The sequence below is a fragment of the Mesobacillus sp. LC4 genome (assembly GCF_053543455.1).
Genome location: NZ_JBGCUB010000019.1, coordinates 1 through 16,856 on the forward strand (window position 1 = coordinate 1; position 16,856 = coordinate 16,856).

The window sequence follows — 16,856 nt, forward strand, 5'->3', positions numbered from 1 at the left end:
GAATCAAGAAAAGTTGTCCGAAGTAGGGGCGACTTCAGACAGGTTTAAAGGTAAATCAGGAAAAGTTGTCCGAAGAAGGATCAACTTCAGACAAGTATAGAGGAAAGCAACAAAAAGTTGTCCGAAGTAGAGTCAACTTCATACAGGTTAAGGGGCAATCAGCAAAAAGCTGTCCGAACTAAATCCCTATAAACTAACCACTACCTTTTTCTCATAACTCCATACAACAAAAACCCTCTGATTAGTTCAGAGGGTTTTGCTATAGATTATTTCTTTTTCTTACCCAGAGATTGTAATTGGTCCATGACCTTCGCGCGTGACTTTCGATCTTTTAACAAGTATGCTGTTCCTAGAGCCACTGTAGTCATCATTAGTTTTTTTCTATCCATATTTAAACCTCCTCGGTTAATGGGATCCGTCTTTATGAATTCCCGATGCAGGCTTAGCTAAACATTTTTTCTTCTTCAAGAATCTCATTAAAGCCTCAACACCTTGATCCTATCACTTATTCATCAGATAATGGTAAATTAAGTAAGGTCCCTTTGTCAGTGTCGATTTTAAAAAAGACTGAATCAATGGATAGTCTTCATTGGGCATCATCTTTATTAATTCACTCCACCATTCTGTTTCATAACGTGCGATCATTCCCAGATTGTATAACAATAGATAGTGCAGCAGCAGTTCTGGGAATAGAAACAGGTCGCTTTTTTTCAAAGGGAATACGTAATGCTGTTCTTCTAAATTGTACTTTATGGGCTCAGTTATACCCTTCAGGTTCGCTTGAAATTTGATCAAGTTTGAATCGTTTATAAATGTAACTGGAGCAGCGGATTTAGTTTGAAAGAATTCTTTAAAGCGATTCTCTGTCATATGGAAATGGTCAATGATTGATTTAGGCATAGCAAAACCTGAATCGGCAGCTGTGACGATTTCAAAATTTTGCTTTCCTCTCAAGTCAGAATAGATGGCGGCCAATTCTGGAATCAGTTCCATCACATCTCCCATTGTGGCTTTTTCACCTTCCAATTGTTTCATGTGGAACATTTTTTCTGCCATTAAGGAGAACAATCCATTCTTTTGGAATTTCACTTCATCCTCTGTGAAGCTGTATTGCTGTTTTTTCCGTTTCCTTGTTGAGACGCCGTGCGCTAGAACAGAAGTGGTTTCAGGATAATCAGGTTCTACTGTAAGAATGCATGCTTTTATGAGATGGACAAGTCCATAAAAGAGCAGAATGGGCTGAATGGCCAGCGGAGATTTTTCTGCCTGTTCATAGTAAAGCTTCCCATGTTCGAGATAATACATAAAGGGATAACAGTTTTCGAAGCTTTTCATGTCAGGCTGTTCGATGTTGATTTTCCGATAGCATTTTTTTAAGTAGGCTTGTGCATACTCTGCTGAAAAGAAGAGAGTATAGCTGTTCCATTCTTTATAAGGCTTAGACACATGAAAAACCTCCAAGTTATTTGAAAAGTCTAACAAATAATAACCTTCTTGACAGTATTTTAACCAATTGATAACCTACAAATAATATTTTCTTAAAGGGGGTCATTTACTATGTGGGAAAGTAAATTTGCAAAAGAAGGATTAACGTTTGATGATGTGCTGTTGGTGCCTGCCAAATCCGAGGTATTGCCAAAGGATGTGAGCTTGAAGGTCAATCTGACTGAGACTCTGAAATTGAATATACCAATCATTAGTGCCGGCATGGATACTGTAACAGAATCTGAACTAGCCATTTCGATTGCTAGACAGGGCGGCCTTGGGGTCATACATAAGAACATGTCGATTGAGCAGCAGGCAGACCAGGTCGATAAAGTAAAGCGTTCTGAAAGTGGAGTCATAACGGATCCATTCTTTCTAACTCCTGAGCATCAAGTATTTGATGCTGAACATTTGATGGGTAAATACCGAATTTCAGGTGTCCCAATCGTCAACAATGAAGAAGAACAGAAGCTTGTTGGAATCATCACCAACCGTGATATGCGCTTTATCCAGGATTACTCCATTAAAATTGAAGATGTCATGACGAAGACTGAATTGGTGACAGCTTCAGTGGGAACGACTCTTGAAGAAGCAGAGAAGATCCTTCAGCGCCATAAAATTGAAAAACTCCCACTAGTAAATGACGAAGGCGTATTGAAAGGGCTCATCACCATCAAAGATATTGAAAAAGTGATTGAGTTTCCGAACTCTTCGAAGGATTCACAAGGCCGCTTGTTGTGCGGTGCAGCAGTTGGTGTAACAGGTGATACGATGAAACGTGTTGAATTGCTTGTGAAATCTCATGTAGATGTGATTGTTGTCGATACCGCTCATGGTCACTCAAAGGGTGTTATTGATACGGTAAGGCAGATCCGTGAAAGCTATCCTGAATTGAATATCATTGCCGGAAATGTCGCTACAGCAGAAGCGACAAGAGACTTAATAGAAGCAGGTGCTGATATCGTTAAGGTTGGCATCGGGCCAGGTTCAATCTGTACAACGAGGGTTGTGGCAGGTGTTGGTGTTCCGCAAATTACTGCAGTGTATGATTGTGCGACAGAAGCTCGAAAGCACGGCAAGGCAATCATTGCGGACGGCGGAATCAAATATTCAGGAGATATTGTTAAGGCACTTGCAGCTGGTGGCCATGCTGTTATGCTCGGAAGTTTGCTTGCGGGTGTCAGTGAAAGTCCGGGAGAAACTGAAATCTATCAAGGAAGACGTTTCAAAGTATATCGCGGAATGGGATCTGTTGGAGCGATGGAAAAGGGATCTAAAGATCGTTACTTCCAAGAAGACAATAAGAAATTTGTTCCAGAAGGTATAGAAGGCCGGATTCCGTATAAAGGGCCGCTTACAGATACAATCTATCAACTTGTTGGTGGCATTCGTTCAGGCATGGGATACTGCGGAACAGCTAATCTCGAGGAATTAAGGGAGAATGCCCAATTCATTAAGATGACTGGAGCAGGTTTAAGGGAAAGTCACCCGCATGACGTCCAGATCACGAAGGAAGCACCGAATTACTCCATGAGCTGATTTAATAGTTGAATATAGAAGGAACTACGACTTTTTACCTGTATGCCAGTCGTTTTTTCCTAATTTTACATTAGACAGAGTGACTATTCTCTGTCTATTTTTTTCATTTTTTTTATGTTAAACTATACGGGTGTGATTTTTTGAGAGTGAAAAATATGAAAGTTTTATAGATTATTTAGGTTATTTTCATGAAATTGCTGCTTGAACGACCCAAGGCTTTCCTTTCCAGTGAACTGCAAGGGCCGGTCAAAAGTATCAATCAACATGAAACAGCTATTACATTGAAAAATTTGGAGGGAAAGTCGTCTTGAACCGTAAACAGAAACAGCTATCAATGTTCTTTGCAGCATTCATCTTAACGATCACCACTATGTTTTCCGGATTCTCACCGAAGGCAGAAGCAGCAGAGGGACAATTAGGCATCGATGCTGAAGCTGCCATGCTGATTGATGCAGATACTGGAAGAGTATTATATGAGAAAAATTCTGATGTCGTCCTTGGCGTAGCATCCATGTCTAAAATGATGACAGAATATATGGTCCTGGAAGCGGTAAAAGAAGGAAAGCTAAAATGGGACCAAAAAGTAAAAATCAATGAATATGTCCATAAGCTGTCTGCTGCACCAGGCCTATCCAATGTAGGATTAACCCAAGGTGAAGACTATACAGTTAAAGAATTATATGAAGCGATGGCGATCCATTCTGGTAATGCAGCGACCGTCGCACTGGCAGAGGTTCTTTCTGGTACAGAGAAGAACCATGTGGAAAAAATGAACAAAAAAGCAGCTGAACTAGGATTGAAGGATTATAAATTCGTGAACTCTTCAGGTTTGAACAATAGGGACCTGTTAGGACAACATCCAGCTGGCGGCCCTGAGGAAGAGAATGTTATGTCAGCACGTTCCCTGGCTAGGCTTGCCTACCTTCTCCTGAAGGATTATCCGGAGGTACTGGATACAGCAAGTGTGCCGGCATTGAAGTTCCGTGACGGACGTGAATACAAGAACTTTAACTGGATGCTTCCAGGTCTTATCTATCAATATGAAGGTGTAGACGGTTTGAAAACAGGTTCGACTGATTTTGCAGGCTATGGTTTTACTGCTACTGCTATGAAAAATGGTCAAAGATTCATTTCTGTAATCATGAAGGCAGACTCCAAGGACAGCCGTTTTTCTGAAACGCGCAAAATCCTCGACTTTGCTTTCAGTAATTTTACAGAAGAAGAGCTTGTGAAAAAGAATCACCAGATTAAAGGCAAGAAAAACCTTCCTGTAACAAAAGGAAAGGAAGACAGTGTTGAGATTCAATCTAAAAAAGCCATTACGATGACAATCAGGAATGGTGAAAAGGATCAATATGAACCGGTACTAGTACTGGATAAAAAGAAGCTGAATGAAAATGGCGAACTGACTGCTCCGATCAAGAAAGGTGAACAAGTTGGCTATATGACTGTTAAGTCCAAGAAGGATGAAAACATCAGCTTTTTAACAGAAGAAGGACAAAAGCAAGTCCAGGTACCAGTTGTCGCTGCTGAAAGTATCGAAAAGGCAAACTGGTTCGTGCTGATGATGCGCGGAATCGGCGGTTTCTTTGGAGATTTGTTCGGTGGAGTAGCTGATACAGTCAAGGGCTGGTTTTAAATAATGTTTGGTTTCCTGTCTTGACAGGAAACCTTTTTTATTGTTTATTTTCAATAGGGATAACTAAATTCCGACTAAAAAAGTCTGATTTTCCAGTTATTTGCAAGTGCTTACATAGTAATCCTTTTAAAGGGACAAGGGGGAAAAGAAATGAAGACAGGTACTGATCGTGTTAAACGTGGTATGGCAGAAATGCAAAAGGGCGGCGTCATTATGGATGTTGTCAATGCCGAGCAGGCTAAGATTGCTGAAGAAGCTGGTGCAGTGGCCGTAATGGCACTGGAACGTGTTCCTTCAGATATACGTGCTGCTGGCGGTGTAGCAAGAATGGCTGACCCTAGGATCGTTGAAGAGGTAATGGGTGCTGTCACAATTCCCGTTATGGCAAAAGCACGAATTGGCCACATCGTAGAAGCGCGCGTGCTCGAAGCGATGGGCGTTGATTATATTGATGAAAGTGAAGTTCTGACTCCAGCGGATGAAGAATTTCACCTGAATAAAAGAGATTATACAGTTCCTTTCGTGTGCGGATGCCGTGACCTTGGCGAGGCAGCGAGAAGAATCGGAGAAGGAGCCTCCATGCTTCGTACAAAGGGAGAGCCGGGGACAGGCAATATCGTGGAAGCTGTCCGTCATATCCGCAAGGTAAATGCCCAGGTGCGCAAGGTAGTCGCAATGGATATGGATGAACTAATGACAGAAGCCAAGCTTCTAGGAGCACCATATGAGCTTCTGCTTGAAATCAAGCAGCTTGGACGCCTTCCTGTCGTGAATTTCGCAGCAGGCGGTGTGGCTACACCAGCAGACGCGGCATTGATGATGCAGCTTGGTGCTGATGGAGTATTCGTAGGCTCCGGTATATTCAAATCTGATAATCCAGCGAAGTTTGCAAAAGCAATTGTCGAGGCGACTACTCACTATCAGGATTACGAACTGATTGCGAACATTTCGAAAGGCCTCGGCATCCCGATGAAGGGCATGGAGATTTCATCATTGGCACCTGAAGCCCGCATGCAGGATCGCGGCTGGTAAGGGGAATGTCTATGGTGAAAATCGGAGTACTTGGCCTTCAGGGTGCCGTACGGGAGCATATATGGGCAATTGAGGCATCCGGAGCAGAAGGTATTGTCATTAAGCGTCCTGAACAGCTCGCTGATGTGGATGGACTGATTATCCCTGGGGGAGAAAGCACCACAATCCGCCGCCTGATTGATAAATACGGTTTTATGGAAGAATTGAAGAAGTTTGCCGCTGATGGCAAGGCGATGTTTGGGACTTGTGCCGGCCTGATCCTGCTTGCGAATGATTTGGTTGGCTACGATGCGCCGCATCTCGGTGTCATGGATGTGAAGGTTGAACGAAATTCATTCGGACGCCAGCGCGAAAGCTTTGAAGCTGACATTGCTATTTCAGGAGTTGCTGAAAGTTTCTCGGCTGTGTTTATCAGGGCACCTCATATTGTAGAAGCAGGAGAGAATGTCGAAGTGCTGGCGAAGCATAATGACCGGATTGTTGCAGCGCGTGATGGGCAATTCCTCGGCTGTTCCTTCCATCCAGAGTTGACAGATGATTATCGACTCATGAGCTACTTTGTGAAAATGGTCGAGGAGACTAAGAGTGAAAATTTTGCATAAACTGCTTGCATGGTGAACATAATTGTAGTAAATTATGAATTAAAATTCGATAGTAAAAAAGCGATGAGAGGGAATAGTAGCTTGTATCCATTCCGAAGAGAACCGGTGGTTGGTGTGAACCGGTGTCTGGAGCAAATGAATCCGCCCTCGAGCAGAGTATGGAACGCCAGGAATGGCCAGTAAATACTTTCGGTAAAAACCGTTATTTTATGAGTGGAAAGCATTTTTTGCTTTCAACTAGGGTGGCAACGCGGGTTAACTCTCGTCCCTTTTTGGGGACGGGAGTTTTTTATTTTATCCAAGCTTTTTACTGTATATCAAAAGGAGGAAATCGCAGTGTTAGACGTAAAGTATTTGAGAGCGAATTTTGAAGATGTAAAACAGAAGCTGCAGCACCGTGGCGAAGACATGACTGATTTCGGCAAGTTTGAGGACCTGGATGTGAAGCGCAGGGAATTGATCCTTGAGGCTGAACAGCTGAAGAGCAGAAGGAATGAAGTGTCCCAGCAAGTTGCGCAGCTGAAGCGCGAAAAGCAGGATGCAGACCACTTGATCGCTGAAATGCGGGAGGTAGGCGACAAAATCAAGGTTTTGGATGACCAGCTTCGTGAAGTAGAAGAAGAGCTAGAAAACCTGATGCTGAGCATTCCGAATATCCCGCATGAAAGTGTGCCGATTGGTGAAACGGAAGACGACAATGTGGAAGTTCGCAAATGGGGAGAAATCCGTGATTTTGAATTCGAAGCGAAGCCGCATTGGGATGTTGCAGACCATTTGAAAATCCTTGATTTTGAACGTGCTGGTAAGGTAACCGGCAGCCGCTTTGTTTTTTACAAAGGCTTGGGAGCACGTCTTGAGCGCGCATTGATCAGCTTCATGCTTGATCTTCATGTTGATGAGCATGGCTATAAGGAAGTCCTTCCTCCGTACATGGTCAATCGTGCAAGCATGACTGGGACAGGACAACTTCCTAAGTTTGAAGAGGATGCATTCCGAATTGAGAGTGAAGATTACTTCTTGATTCCGACTGCGGAAGTACCTGTTACGAATATGCACCGTGATGAAATCCTGACTGCAGACGAGCTTCCGATCAATTATGCAGCATACAGCGCATGTTTCCGTTCTGAGGCGGGGTCTGCGGGACGCGATACGCGCGGTTTGATCCGCCAGCACCAGTTCAACAAAGTAGAATTAGTGAAGTTCGTGAAGCCTGAAGATTCTTATGAGGAGCTTGAAAAGCTGACTGGACATGCTGAGAAAGTGCTTCAGCTATTAGGCCTGCCATACCGCGTGCTGAGCATGTGCTCTGCAGACCTTGGCTTCACAGCTGCGAAGAAATATGACATTGAAGTCTGGATCCCAAGTTATGGCACTTACAGAGAAATTTCTTCTTGCAGTAACTTTGAAGGCTTCCAGGCAAGACGTGCGAACATTCGTTTCCGCCGCGAAGCAAAGGCAAAGCCAGAACATGTCCATACACTGAACGGATCTGGCCTTGCGATTGGCCGTACGGTTGCCGCCATTCTCGAGAACTACCAGCAGGCTGACGGAAGTGTCATCATTCCGGAAGTATTGCGTCCGTACATGGGCAATAGGGAAGTAATTGCTCCCGAATAAGCGTCATTTATAAGCGGTTTAAACTTTGATTAGTGTCTAGCTCCAACGCCTAGCTCCTCGAGTCGCTTGTCTAGTTTCGCCTCCTAGAAACTCCGAAACTTCAACTCCGCCGGCAGATGCAAAAAGCGCTTCTTTGTCGGAGTCTCCAGTTTCTGCGTTTCTGGGCAGTCGGCTTTACATTTCGATTTCAGTCCGCCCAATGAAGTCAAAGAACGACTTCACTGGTCGGCCCTCCAGCGCTTGTCGGAGCTGACCAAGGCGTTTCCGCTTTTCTTTTCGGACAGGATTCATTCCTGTCCGAAAAAAACTTTTAAAGAAGTGTTGACTCGTTTTTAAATACATGATATTATATTTCTTGTCTCGGAGGTATACCCAAGTCCGGCTGAAGGGATCGGTCTTGAAAACCGACAGGCGGGTAACACCGCGCGGGGGTTCGAATCCCTCTACCTCCTCCATAATTTTTAATATTAAAGCATTAACGCATAAAAACAATTTGGAGATTGTGTAAAGAAACCCGTTACGGAACGTAGCGGGTTTTTTTATATTTTCTTTTGGCTCTGTTAAACTAGGCTGTTGATTTTCGTTCCAGGCGCTTCGCTTTCCGCGGGCAGTCGGGGAGCCTCCTCGGCGCTTATGCGCCTGCGGGGTCTCCCATGACTTGCTCATCCCGCAGGACTTTGAGTAGACTTCTTCGAGTTCGCCCACGCACGATGGAAATGCGTTAGCATTTTCGGAGGAGTCTACGCGCCTTCCACTACAATCAACAGGCTTTAAAACAACATTGGTCTTTAACAGAGCCTTTCTTTTAAAAAGGGTAGAAGTAATATTCTATATGCACTTTTGGGAGTTTTCTGCTTGATTCGGTCTTATAGAAAAGTTCTATATGCCTTTTTGAAAGCATTCCGCTTAATAGGGGTTTATAGAATCATTTTATGTATTGATAGTGAACCAGACTAAAGCCTATAGATAACAAAAAACCGCCATTCGGCGGTTTTATTTTTTCAATAATTGAGTTTGCTTGATGTGTGTAGCGATTTTCTCAACAATCGGTTCAATTGATTCAGGGTTGTTGAACAGGTCGTAATCATTAATGTTCAAGCGCAGGACTGGGCATGCGTTGAAGTTATTGATCCAATTTTCATAACGTGCATGCATTTCTTCCCAATACGTAATCGGTGTTTGCTGTTCCATCGGACGTCCTCTTAGCTTGATGCGTTCAAGAATATCGTCAATTGAACCCTCAAGGTAGATCAGCAAATCTGGATGCGGGAAGTATGGGGTCATGACCATTGCTTCGAATAGGCTTTTGTATGTTTCGTAATCCACTGGGGACATTGTGCCTTTTTCATAATGCATTTTTGCGAAGATGCCTGTATCTTCATAAATGGAACGGTCCTGGATAAAGCCGCCGCCGTATTCAAAAATCCTTTTCTGCTCCTTGAAGCGCTCTGCAAGGAAGTAGATTTGCAAGTGGAAGCTCCAGCGCTCGAAATCAGCATAGAACTTATCAAGATATGGGTTTGTATCTACTTTTTCAAAGGATGTACGGAACCGAAGGGCATCCGCCAGGGCATTCGTCATTGTCGATTTGCCGACTCCAACTGTTCCGGCAATCGTGATGACTGCATTAGCCGGGATGTCATATTTTGTTCTCAGATTCATGGTTGTACGCTCCTTTTTCTTAATGATGCGGTTAGCTGGTCGATGATCAACTGGAGATCTTCTTCATTTTTAACAAAATCCAGGTCGTCGCCGCTGAAACGAAGAACAGGGATTTCAGGGTGGTCTTTCTCGAATTGAAGCATGGCTTGTTCATAATCAAGAGATAATTGCTCTAGATATAAAGGGCTGATGTTTTTTTCGACTTCGCGGCCGCGCATTTTGATTCGCTTCATCAATGTATCAAGACTTGCATTCAAGTATATGATGACATTCGGTTTAGGCATATCTTTTGTCAGGATTTGATAAATATCTAGATATTTTTTGTATTCCTGTTCATTTAGTGTGCGCTGGGCGAAAATGAGGTTTTTCATGATATGGTAATCAGCTACGACTGATTTGTCTTTGCTGAGGTAGTGTTCATTAATATCTCCAAGCTGCTTGTATCGATTGCAGAGGAAAAACATTTCTGTCTGGAAACTCCATTCTTCTATGTTATCGTAAAACTTCCCCAAAAATGGATTTTCGTCGACAATTTCCTTTAAAAGTGCAAATTGAAACCGCTCGGAAATAGCACGTGCTAATGACGTTTTCCCAATACCGATTGGTCCTTCAACCGTTATAAAAGGTGTTCCTTCCACAACATGTCCTCCCTCTCTGTTGTATCTATCTCTTTTTTACATTTCTGTCAGTTAAATCACGCAAAGTCCATTTTATCACACACAGTATGGTATGGGTATGGAATATTAAGAGGCAATTTTAGCAAAAAAAAGAGACAGCCGCAGAAATACTGCGCCTGTCATATATTATCGGAATTTGTAAAAATATTTTAACAGAAAATTTTATCTTTTTACCACATTGAAATTATCCTGGATGAGCAGCCAGTTCTGCGGGAAGGAAAGGCCGAGCTTCCAGTAGCTCATTCCTCTCAGGTTCAATTCTTTTATCAAATCGAATTTTGCCTGTATGGACCTTGCGTCCTCAAACCAGACTTCATGCTGTTTCCCATCTTGGGCTGTATATCGGAAGGTTGGCGCCTGGGATTTTGTGTTGTACTGGATTGCGACATTATTATCGGCGGCAATCTGGATCGCCTGCTGCGGGCTGACAGCTCTAGCGATAGATCCTTCCACAAATGGAAGGGTCCAGTCATAGCCATAAAGATTCTGGCCCATCATGACTTTTTGTGATGGCATTTCACTGACCGCATACTCCAGCACTTGACGGACAGGACCGATTGGGGAGACTGCCTGGGCAGGTCCGCCGCTATAACCCCACTCATAAGTCATGATCACAACGAAATCGACTATTTCCCCATGTGCCTTGTAGTCATGCGCCGTATACCAGGCACCAGTCTGTGCAGCACTCGTCTTAGGGGCCAGCGCAGTGGAGATGAACCAGCCTTCTTGTTTAAAACGATCCCTCGCTTTTCGCAGGAAGGTGTTATAGGCTTCGCGGTCAGCTGGACGCAAGAATTCAAAATCAAAATGAATATCCCGGAATCCATATTTTTTGGCAGTGGCAACGATATTGTTCAGGAATTTGTCCTGAATTGCCATGTCATTCAAGAGGATGCGCCCTAGTTCATCACTGAACTGGTCGTTCTCCTGGTTGGTGATTACCATCATTAAAATATTGTTATTTGCTTCTGCAATAGCAGGAAAGTTGTTCAGCAGCGGCTCTTTCAACGATCCATCACGCAAGGCCTGGAAGCTGAATGGCGCAAGATAAGTTAAATAAGGAGCAGCTTCACGGGCAGCCGTTTCCAGAGCAGGTGCAACTGTATTTTCTCGCGGTTCAACATAGGCATTGAATTCCGCATTTGTTTTAGGCCGCTGTGGAATATATAAGCGGAAGCCGACGGATAATGGCTGATTGACCGAGATTCCGTTGATCCTTGCGAGTTCTTCCGGGGTGATACCAAACCTCCTTGAAATAGCCCAGAGGCTGTCGCCTGGCTGGACAAAATAAAAGCTTCCGACAATCGGAATGACCATCGCCTGGCCGACCACAAGATTATTAGGATTAGGCAGTTCATTCGCCTCGGTTATATCCGCAACAGAAGACCCGTAAATTTGAGCAATCTGTGTTAAATTCTGTCCTTGCTGTACCACATGAATCTGCATGTTCTTCCCTCCCTGGCATTTTTAGCGCTACAACCATTGTATGAAGGAAGAAATTACAGTATGTTATAAATCAAGCTCCCTGGAAGGCCTTGTATCGGCGGACAGGACGTTTTTCATCATTGTCAGTGCGTATTTATTATCCTGTTCATCATTGGAGGCAATGAAGTCCTCCGGAATGATCAGGTTGTATTCACGCATATACGCATCATTTGCGGTGAATAGCACACAAATATTGCCTGCGATTCCCGATAGTATCAATGTATCGACCTTTAATTGCTGCAGCAGAGTATGAAGGGCCGTTCCATAAAAAGCAGAATGCTTTGGTTTGATTAAAAAATAATCCTGATTTTTTTTAGGTGCAATTTTTTTAATGAGTTCATCGCTCGTTTCATTTGAGCAATAGTCCATGATTTTTTCAAAATCGGCCTGCCATAGATTATAATGGTCATTAATATAGATAACAGGCATGTCCTTTTCATTGAAAGATTTTTTTACCTTTAAAATTGGATCTATGATTTCTTCTGTATTTCTTGCAAGGGCTTCCCCAGCATTAAAATTAAAATCATTGATCATATCGATGATCAACAGAGCAGCTTTTACCAAGATACATCCTCTCCTTTTCCCTTTATATTTTTACCGGAGGGGGATTATTAAACCAATTGGAAATAACTATTATTACTTTTAGCGGAGGGAAAGATGGAAGCTCAACTTACCCAGGACGAACAATTTATGTTAGTGGCAATTGAAGAAGCGAAAAAAGCTGGGCAGATGGATGAGGTGCCGATTGGTGCTGTGATTGTCCTGGATGGTGAGATCATTGCCCGTGCCCATAATCTCCGCGAAACGAAGCAGAGTTCCATTGCTCATGCCGAGGTGCTGGCAATCGATGAGGCCTGCAAGAAACTCGGTACATGGAGGCTGGAGGATGCTATATTATACGTAACCCTCGAACCATGTCCGATGTGTGCAGGCGCAATCATGCTTTCGCGGGTGAAAAAAGTGGTTTATGGAGCAAAGGACCCGAAAGGCGGCTGTGCCGGTACATTCATGAACATTCTCCAGGATGAGCGATTCAATCATCAAAGTGAAGTGGTGACAGGCGTACTTGAAGAAGAATGCGGAGCACTGTTGTCCGACTTTTTCAGGAATCTGCGGGAGAAAAAGAAGCTGAAAAAGAAGCAGGCAAAAGAGGAATTGGAACAACATACAGGAATTGACAGGGGATAAGCATTGCTTTTTGGTTCGTGAGTTAGTATACTATGTATGTGTCCTTGAGACACACCTAAATAAGGTTTCAATTTTGCCGTGCTAGTCGGGGAGGTAGCGGTGCCCTGTACCCGCAATCCGCTCTAGCGGGGATGAATCCCTTCCTGAGGCTGATTTACTGTAGGGTCTGCCTTAAGTAAGTGGTGTTGACGCCCGGGTCCTGCGCAATGGGAATCCATGAACCATGTCAGGTCCGGAAGGAAGCAGCATTAAGTGGACGCTCCCATGTGCCGCAGGGTTGCCTGGGCCGAGCTAACTGCTTAAGTAACGCTTATGGTAATCAGTCGACGGAAGGTGCGCGGCAGTTAAATATGATACATTCAACTCATCTCTTCACGGAGATGAGTTTTTTGTCGTTTAATACTATAAAAACTTCCTCTTGTAAAAGTGAAATTGAAAGATATTTGCGTTATAATAGGAAGGATCATATAACCGAAGGGAGCGGTGTCATTGGCCTACCAAGCTTTATATCGTGTCTGGCGTCCACAGCAGTTCATTGATGTGGTCGGACAGGAACATGTCACAACGACACTGCAAAACGCTCTGCTTCAACAAAAAATATCACATGCCTATCTTTTTTCCGGCCCAAGGGGAACTGGAAAAACCAGTGCTGCAAAAATTTTGGCAAAAGCGGTTAACTGTGAAAAAGCTCCAACGGCCGAGCCTTGCAATGAATGCGACGCTTGCCGCGGGATAACCGATGGATCGATCCCTGATGTCATTGAAATCGATGCTGCTTCCAATAACGGTGTCGAAGAAATCCGGGATATTCGTGACAAGGTGAAATACGCACCGAACGTCGTGAAGTATAAAGTATATATCATTGATGAAGTGCATATGCTTTCCATCGGAGCGTTCAACGCTTTGCTGAAAACCCTTGAAGAGCCTCCAAAGCATGTCATCTTTATCCTCGCTACGACCGAGCCCCATAAGATTCCACTCACAATCATTTCACGATGCCAGCGATTTGATTTTAAGAGGATCACTGCTCAGGCAATCGTTGGCAGGATGAAACAAATTGTTGAGGAATCTGGAGTGGATTGCGATGATAAAGCCCTGCAGATCATTTCCAGGGCTGCGGAAGGCGGAATGCGTGACGCCTTGAGTCTGCTTGATCAGGCTATCTCATTCAGCCAGGATACCGTGACGATTGAAGATGCACTAACGGTCACGGGTACCGTCTCACAGAATTTCCTGAACCAACTGGCCAGGGCGATTCATGAGAGAAATGCGGCAGCTGGGCTCGAAGCTTTAGAAGAACTTCTTTTACAAGGAAAGGATCCAGCAAGATTCATAGAGGATCTGATTTTCTTTTACCGCGATATGCTCCTGTATAAGGCAGCGCCGGCATTGGAAGAATCGATGGAGCGAGTGCTGCTGGATGAGGACTTCCAGGAACTTGCCAATCAAATTGAGCCTGCTCAAATCTATGAATTGATCGAAGTTTTGAATAAAGCACAGCAAGAGATGCGTTGGACAAACCATCCTCGTATCTTCCTAGAGGTAGCAATCGTCAAGCTGTGTCAGTTGGAAAATCAACAACCGTCCAGCAATGTACAGGTTGAACCTTTACTTAGAAGGATTGAGCAGCTCGAGGAAAAACTGGCACAGGTACAGCAGAATCCCGGTATGGCGGCAGCAAGTGAACCGGCTGCAGCTGCTAAAAAAGCGCCTCGTACCAACCGGAAAGGATTCCAGGCTCCTACCGGCAAAATCAACGAGGTACTGAAAAGTGCTACCAAGACAAATCTCCATACAATTAAGGGACGCTGGGGAGATCTTCTTGAAATGCTGGCTGCAAACCAAATGCGTTCGCAGGCTGCGTTGTTGAATGAAGCGGAACCTGTAGCTGCATCTGATGAGGCAGTAGTGATAAAATTCAAATATGAAATTCACTGTCAGATGGCAATGGAAAACACCAGATTCACTGAAACGGTCAGCGGTGCGATGAATGACTACACCGGTAAAAGAATGCAGGTAATTGGTGTGCCCGAAGAACAGTGGCTTAAAATAAGGGAAAACTTTATCAGCCAAAGAGGCGATGGAGCATCGGAGGGGCAAGATGCAGCAGCAGAAGACCCGCTGATTGCTGAAGCTAAGAAATTATTTGGCGATGAATTAATACAAATACAAGATTAAATTTGGAGGTACGTTTACATGATGCGAGGAAATGGTAATATGCAAAATATGATGAAGCAAATGCAAAAAATGCAAAAGAAGATGGAAGAAGCTCAAGTACAATTAGGAGAAGAGAAAATCGAAGGCACTGCTGGCGGCGGTATGGTAACGGTCATCGTGACTGGCCATAAAGAAGTTGTCGACGTTCAAATCAAGCAGGAAGTTGTTGATCCTGATGATGTCGAAATGCTACAGGACTTAGTACTTGCTGCAACGAATGATGCGTTGAAAAAAGCAGACGAATTAACTAATAAGACGATGGGCCAATTTACAAAGGGCATGAACCTTCCTGGGGGAATGTTCTAGGAGGAATATAACAGAATGCATTATCCTGAACCAATATCAAAGCTGATCGACAGCTTTATGAAATTGCCAGGTATCGGCCCGAAAACGGCCGCTCGTCTGGCTTTTTTCGTTCTAAGCATGAAGGAAGAAACTGTATTGGATTTCGCTAAGGCTTTGGTCAACGCAAAACGAAACCTGACATATTGCTCTGTCTGCGGCCATATAACCGACCAGGATCCTTGCTATATATGTGAAGATCAGCGTCGCGACCGCAGTGTGGTTTGCGTTGTACAGGATCCCAAGGATGTTATCGCGATGGAGAAAATGAAGGAATTCAATGGCCTTTATCATGTCCTCCATGGTGCGATTTCTCCTATGGATGGAATCGGCCCGGAAGATATCAATATCCCAGATCTATTGAAGAGGCTTCAGGATGAAACGGTCCAGGAGGTCATTCTTGCGACTAACCCCAATATTGAAGGGGAAGCAACGGCCATGTATATCTCAAGGCTGTTGAAGCCGTCAGGAATCAAGATAACCAGGATCGCGCACGGTCTCCCGGTCGGCGGGGATCTTGAATATGCGGATGAAGTCACGCTGTCTAAAGCGCTGGAAGGCCGCAGGGAAGTTTAACTCCATTATATAAGAAGAAACTCTACTGGAGGAAAGTCATGTTATTTCGTAAAAAGAAATGGCTTAGAAAAGAATTCGACCATAAACTATTGGAACAGCTGGACAGCATGAAGAGGAACTGGAATAATCAAAAGCTATTGGTTGAAAGAAGCTTCGATCCATCAGAAGAGTTCATCACAGAAGCAAAAATTGCTGAAGCTAAGTACTTCTTTCTTTTTAAGGAAGCCAAGCACAGGAAAATCACGATTAAGACGAAGTGATGTTTTTTCCATACAGAAAGGTCTTATTTCGATAACTTGTACATAAAAATGTACAAGACATTGAAGTAAGGAGGAAGAGTATGGATCCTATAGTTGTCATATCGATTCTTGGCGGATTGATTTTTCTGCTGCTCATCATAGGTGCGCCGACAAAACCGCTCCGTTTTATCGGCCAGAGTGCTGTGAAGATTTTGATTGGGGCCATCTTTTTATTTTTTCTAAACGCCTTCGGAACCAGTTTCGGAATTTACGTGCCGATCAACATCGCGACCGCCGCTGTCTCCGGACTATTGGGGATTCCTGGTGTGTTTGCATTGGTTGCCGTCCAGATGTGGATTATATAAAGAATGAAAGAACGCCGCTTTTGAAGCGGCGTTTTATATTTTTTCTAAAAAGCTATTGACCAAGCAAGCATAAGTTGTTATTATATTAAACGTTGCTGTTGGACAGCTGTTAATGACTTTGAAAAAAGGTGTTGACGAAACAACGACAACATGATATATTATTTAAGTCGCCTACGGGTGACGCGAAAAAA

General features: G+C 43.8%; 17 protein-coding genes, 1 tRNA gene, 1 other RNA gene and 1 other annotated feature. Of the genes, 13 read left to right on the top strand and 6 right to left on the bottom strand.

Annotated elements, in window-relative coordinates; translation table 11 throughout:
• Positions 1-266 precede the first annotated feature (266 nt).
• Positions 267-389 carry a hypothetical protein gene (locus AB5I83_RS23260; RefSeq protein WP_264163838.1) on the bottom strand — a complete coding sequence of 41 codons (123 nt, stop codon included), beginning with the start codon at positions 387-389 and terminating at the stop codon, positions 267-269.
• 112 nt (positions 390-501) lie between these two features.
• The gene (locus tag AB5I83_RS23265; protein ID WP_448978839.1) at positions 502-1,446 is read right to left on the bottom strand and encodes a YaaC family protein; all 945 of its coding nucleotides are present in this window, start codon (positions 1,444-1,446) and stop codon (positions 502-504) included.
• A gap of 111 nt (positions 1,447-1,557) precedes the next feature.
• Between AB5I83_RS23265 and guaB the strand changes: the two genes are divergently transcribed.
• The 6 genes from guaB to AB5I83_RS23295 all read left to right on the top strand — a co-directional run bounded on the left by guaB (position 1,558) and on the right by AB5I83_RS23295 (position 8,369).
• Positions 1,558-3,024, top strand: a complete 1,467-nt coding sequence (guaB, locus tag AB5I83_RS23270; RefSeq protein ID WP_167834695.1) for an IMP dehydrogenase — start codon at positions 1,558-1,560, stop codon at positions 3,022-3,024.
• Positions 3,025-3,358: 334 nt separating this feature from the next.
• On the top strand, positions 3,359-4,663 hold the full coding sequence (locus AB5I83_RS23275; RefSeq protein ID WP_448978852.1) for a serine hydrolase: 1,305 nt from the start codon (positions 3,359-3,361) through the stop codon (positions 4,661-4,663).
• 150 nt (positions 4,664-4,813) lie between these two features.
• Complete coding sequence (gene pdxS / locus AB5I83_RS23280) at positions 4,814-5,695, top strand: pyridoxal 5'-phosphate synthase lyase subunit PdxS (RefSeq protein WP_167834694.1); 882 nt, start codon at positions 4,814-4,816, stop codon at positions 5,693-5,695.
• Between the two features lie 14 nt (positions 5,696-5,709).
• On the top strand, positions 5,710-6,297 hold the full coding sequence (gene pdxT, locus AB5I83_RS23285; RefSeq protein WP_448978854.1) for a pyridoxal 5'-phosphate synthase glutaminase subunit PdxT: 588 nt from the start codon (positions 5,710-5,712) through the stop codon (positions 6,295-6,297).
• Positions 6,298-6,351: 54 nt separating this feature from the next.
• Positions 6,352-6,570 (top strand) — a binding site (T-box leader).
• A gap of 63 nt (positions 6,571-6,633) precedes the next feature.
• Positions 6,634-7,914 carry a serine--tRNA ligase gene (serS, locus tag AB5I83_RS23290; protein WP_448978841.1) on the top strand — a complete coding sequence of 427 codons (1,281 nt, stop codon included), beginning with the start codon at positions 6,634-6,636 and terminating at the stop codon, positions 7,912-7,914.
• A 362-nt stretch (positions 7,915-8,276) separates the two neighbouring features.
• Positions 8,277-8,369, top strand: a tRNA-Ser gene (locus AB5I83_RS23295).
• Between the two features lie 538 nt (positions 8,370-8,907).
• On the opposite strand, the gene AB5I83_RS23300 is transcribed toward AB5I83_RS23295, so the two are convergent.
• The 4 genes from AB5I83_RS23300 to AB5I83_RS23315 form a co-directional block, all read right to left on the bottom strand.
• Positions 8,908-9,576: a deoxynucleoside kinase gene (locus AB5I83_RS23300; RefSeq protein WP_214908267.1), complete on the bottom strand. Its 669-nt coding sequence runs from the start codon at positions 9,574-9,576 to the stop codon at positions 8,908-8,910.
• Complete coding sequence (locus AB5I83_RS23305; RefSeq protein WP_448978843.1) at positions 9,573-10,214, bottom strand: deoxynucleoside kinase; 642 nt, start codon at positions 10,212-10,214, stop codon at positions 9,573-9,575. Before AB5I83_RS23305 ends, AB5I83_RS23300 begins: the two co-directional genes overlap by 4 nt.
• A 201-nt stretch (positions 10,215-10,415) precedes the next feature.
• On the bottom strand, positions 10,416-11,699 hold the full coding sequence (locus AB5I83_RS23310) for a LysM peptidoglycan-binding domain-containing protein (protein ID WP_448978845.1): 1,284 nt from the start codon (positions 11,697-11,699) through the stop codon (positions 10,416-10,418).
• A 63-nt stretch (positions 11,700-11,762) separates the two neighbouring features.
• Positions 11,763-12,302 (bottom strand): isochorismatase family cysteine hydrolase, encoded by a 540-nt coding sequence (locus AB5I83_RS23315; protein WP_448978847.1) that lies wholly within the window; start codon positions 12,300-12,302, stop codon positions 11,763-11,765.
• 93 nt (positions 12,303-12,395) lie between these two features.
• Here AB5I83_RS23315 and tadA point away from each other — a divergent pair, with 93 nt between their 5' ends.
• The 7 genes from tadA (at position 12,396) to AB5I83_RS23350 (ending at position 16,665) form a co-directional block, all read left to right on the top strand.
• Positions 12,396-12,926: a tRNA adenosine(34) deaminase TadA gene (tadA, locus tag AB5I83_RS23320; protein WP_167834688.1), complete on the top strand. Its 531-nt coding sequence runs from the start codon at positions 12,396-12,398 to the stop codon at positions 12,924-12,926.
• A 76-nt stretch (positions 12,927-13,002) separates the two neighbouring features.
• Positions 13,003-13,267, top strand: an RNA gene (gene ffs / locus AB5I83_RS23325) — signal recognition particle sRNA large type.
• A gap of 148 nt (positions 13,268-13,415) precedes the next feature.
• Positions 13,416-15,104 (top strand): DNA polymerase III subunit gamma/tau, encoded by a 1,689-nt coding sequence (gene dnaX, locus AB5I83_RS23330; RefSeq protein ID WP_448978849.1) that lies wholly within the window; start codon positions 13,416-13,418, stop codon positions 15,102-15,104.
• A gap of 18 nt (positions 15,105-15,122) precedes the next feature.
• Positions 15,123-15,449, top strand: coding sequence for a YbaB/EbfC family nucleoid-associated protein (locus AB5I83_RS23335; protein WP_167834690.1), 327 nt, complete (start codon positions 15,123-15,125; stop codon positions 15,447-15,449).
• Between the two features lie 15 nt (positions 15,450-15,464).
• Positions 15,465-16,061 (top strand): recombination mediator RecR, encoded by a 597-nt coding sequence (gene recR / locus AB5I83_RS23340; RefSeq protein WP_041968096.1) that lies wholly within the window; start codon positions 15,465-15,467, stop codon positions 16,059-16,061.
• 38 nt (positions 16,062-16,099) lie between these two features.
• On the top strand, positions 16,100-16,321 hold the full coding sequence (locus AB5I83_RS23345; protein ID WP_102264773.1) for a YaaL family protein: 222 nt from the start codon (positions 16,100-16,102) through the stop codon (positions 16,319-16,321).
• A gap of 80 nt (positions 16,322-16,401) precedes the next feature.
• Entirely contained in the window at positions 16,402-16,665 is a 264-nt protein-coding gene (locus AB5I83_RS23350; RefSeq protein WP_167834691.1) for a pro-sigmaK processing inhibitor BofA family protein, read from the top strand.
• The last annotated feature ends 191 nt before the right edge of the window (positions 16,666-16,856 follow it).

Coding starts and splice junctions, on each gene's coding strand:
- AB5I83_RS23260 (WP_264163838.1), bottom strand. CDS start 389: ATGGATAGAAAAAAACTAATGATGACTACAGTGGCTCTAGGAACAGCA.
- guaB (WP_167834695.1), top strand. CDS start 1,558: ATGTGGGAAAGTAAATTTGCAAAAGAAGGATTAACGTTTGATGATGTG.
- AB5I83_RS23275 (WP_448978852.1), top strand. CDS start 3,359: ATGTTCTTTGCAGCATTCATCTTAACGATCACCACTATGTTTTCCGGA.
- pdxS (WP_167834694.1), top strand. CDS start 4,814: ATGAAGACAGGTACTGATCGTGTTAAACGTGGTATGGCAGAAATGCAA.
- AB5I83_RS23300 (WP_214908267.1), bottom strand. CDS start 9,576: ATGAATCTGAGAACAAAATATGACATCCCGGCTAATGCAGTCATCACG.
- AB5I83_RS23310 (WP_448978845.1), bottom strand. CDS start 11,699: ATGCAGATTCATGTGGTACAGCAAGGACAGAATTTAACACAGATTGCT.
- tadA (WP_167834688.1), top strand. CDS start 12,396: ATGGAAGCTCAACTTACCCAGGACGAACAATTTATGTTAGTGGCAATT.
- AB5I83_RS23335 (WP_167834690.1), top strand. CDS start 15,123: ATGATGCGAGGAAATGGTAATATGCAAAATATGATGAAGCAAATGCAA.
- recR (WP_041968096.1), top strand. CDS start 15,465: ATGCATTATCCTGAACCAATATCAAAGCTGATCGACAGCTTTATGAAA.
- AB5I83_RS23345 (WP_102264773.1), top strand. CDS start 16,100: ATGTTATTTCGTAAAAAGAAATGGCTTAGAAAAGAATTCGACCATAAA.
- AB5I83_RS23350 (WP_167834691.1), top strand. CDS start 16,402: ATGGATCCTATAGTTGTCATATCGATTCTTGGCGGATTGATTTTTCTG.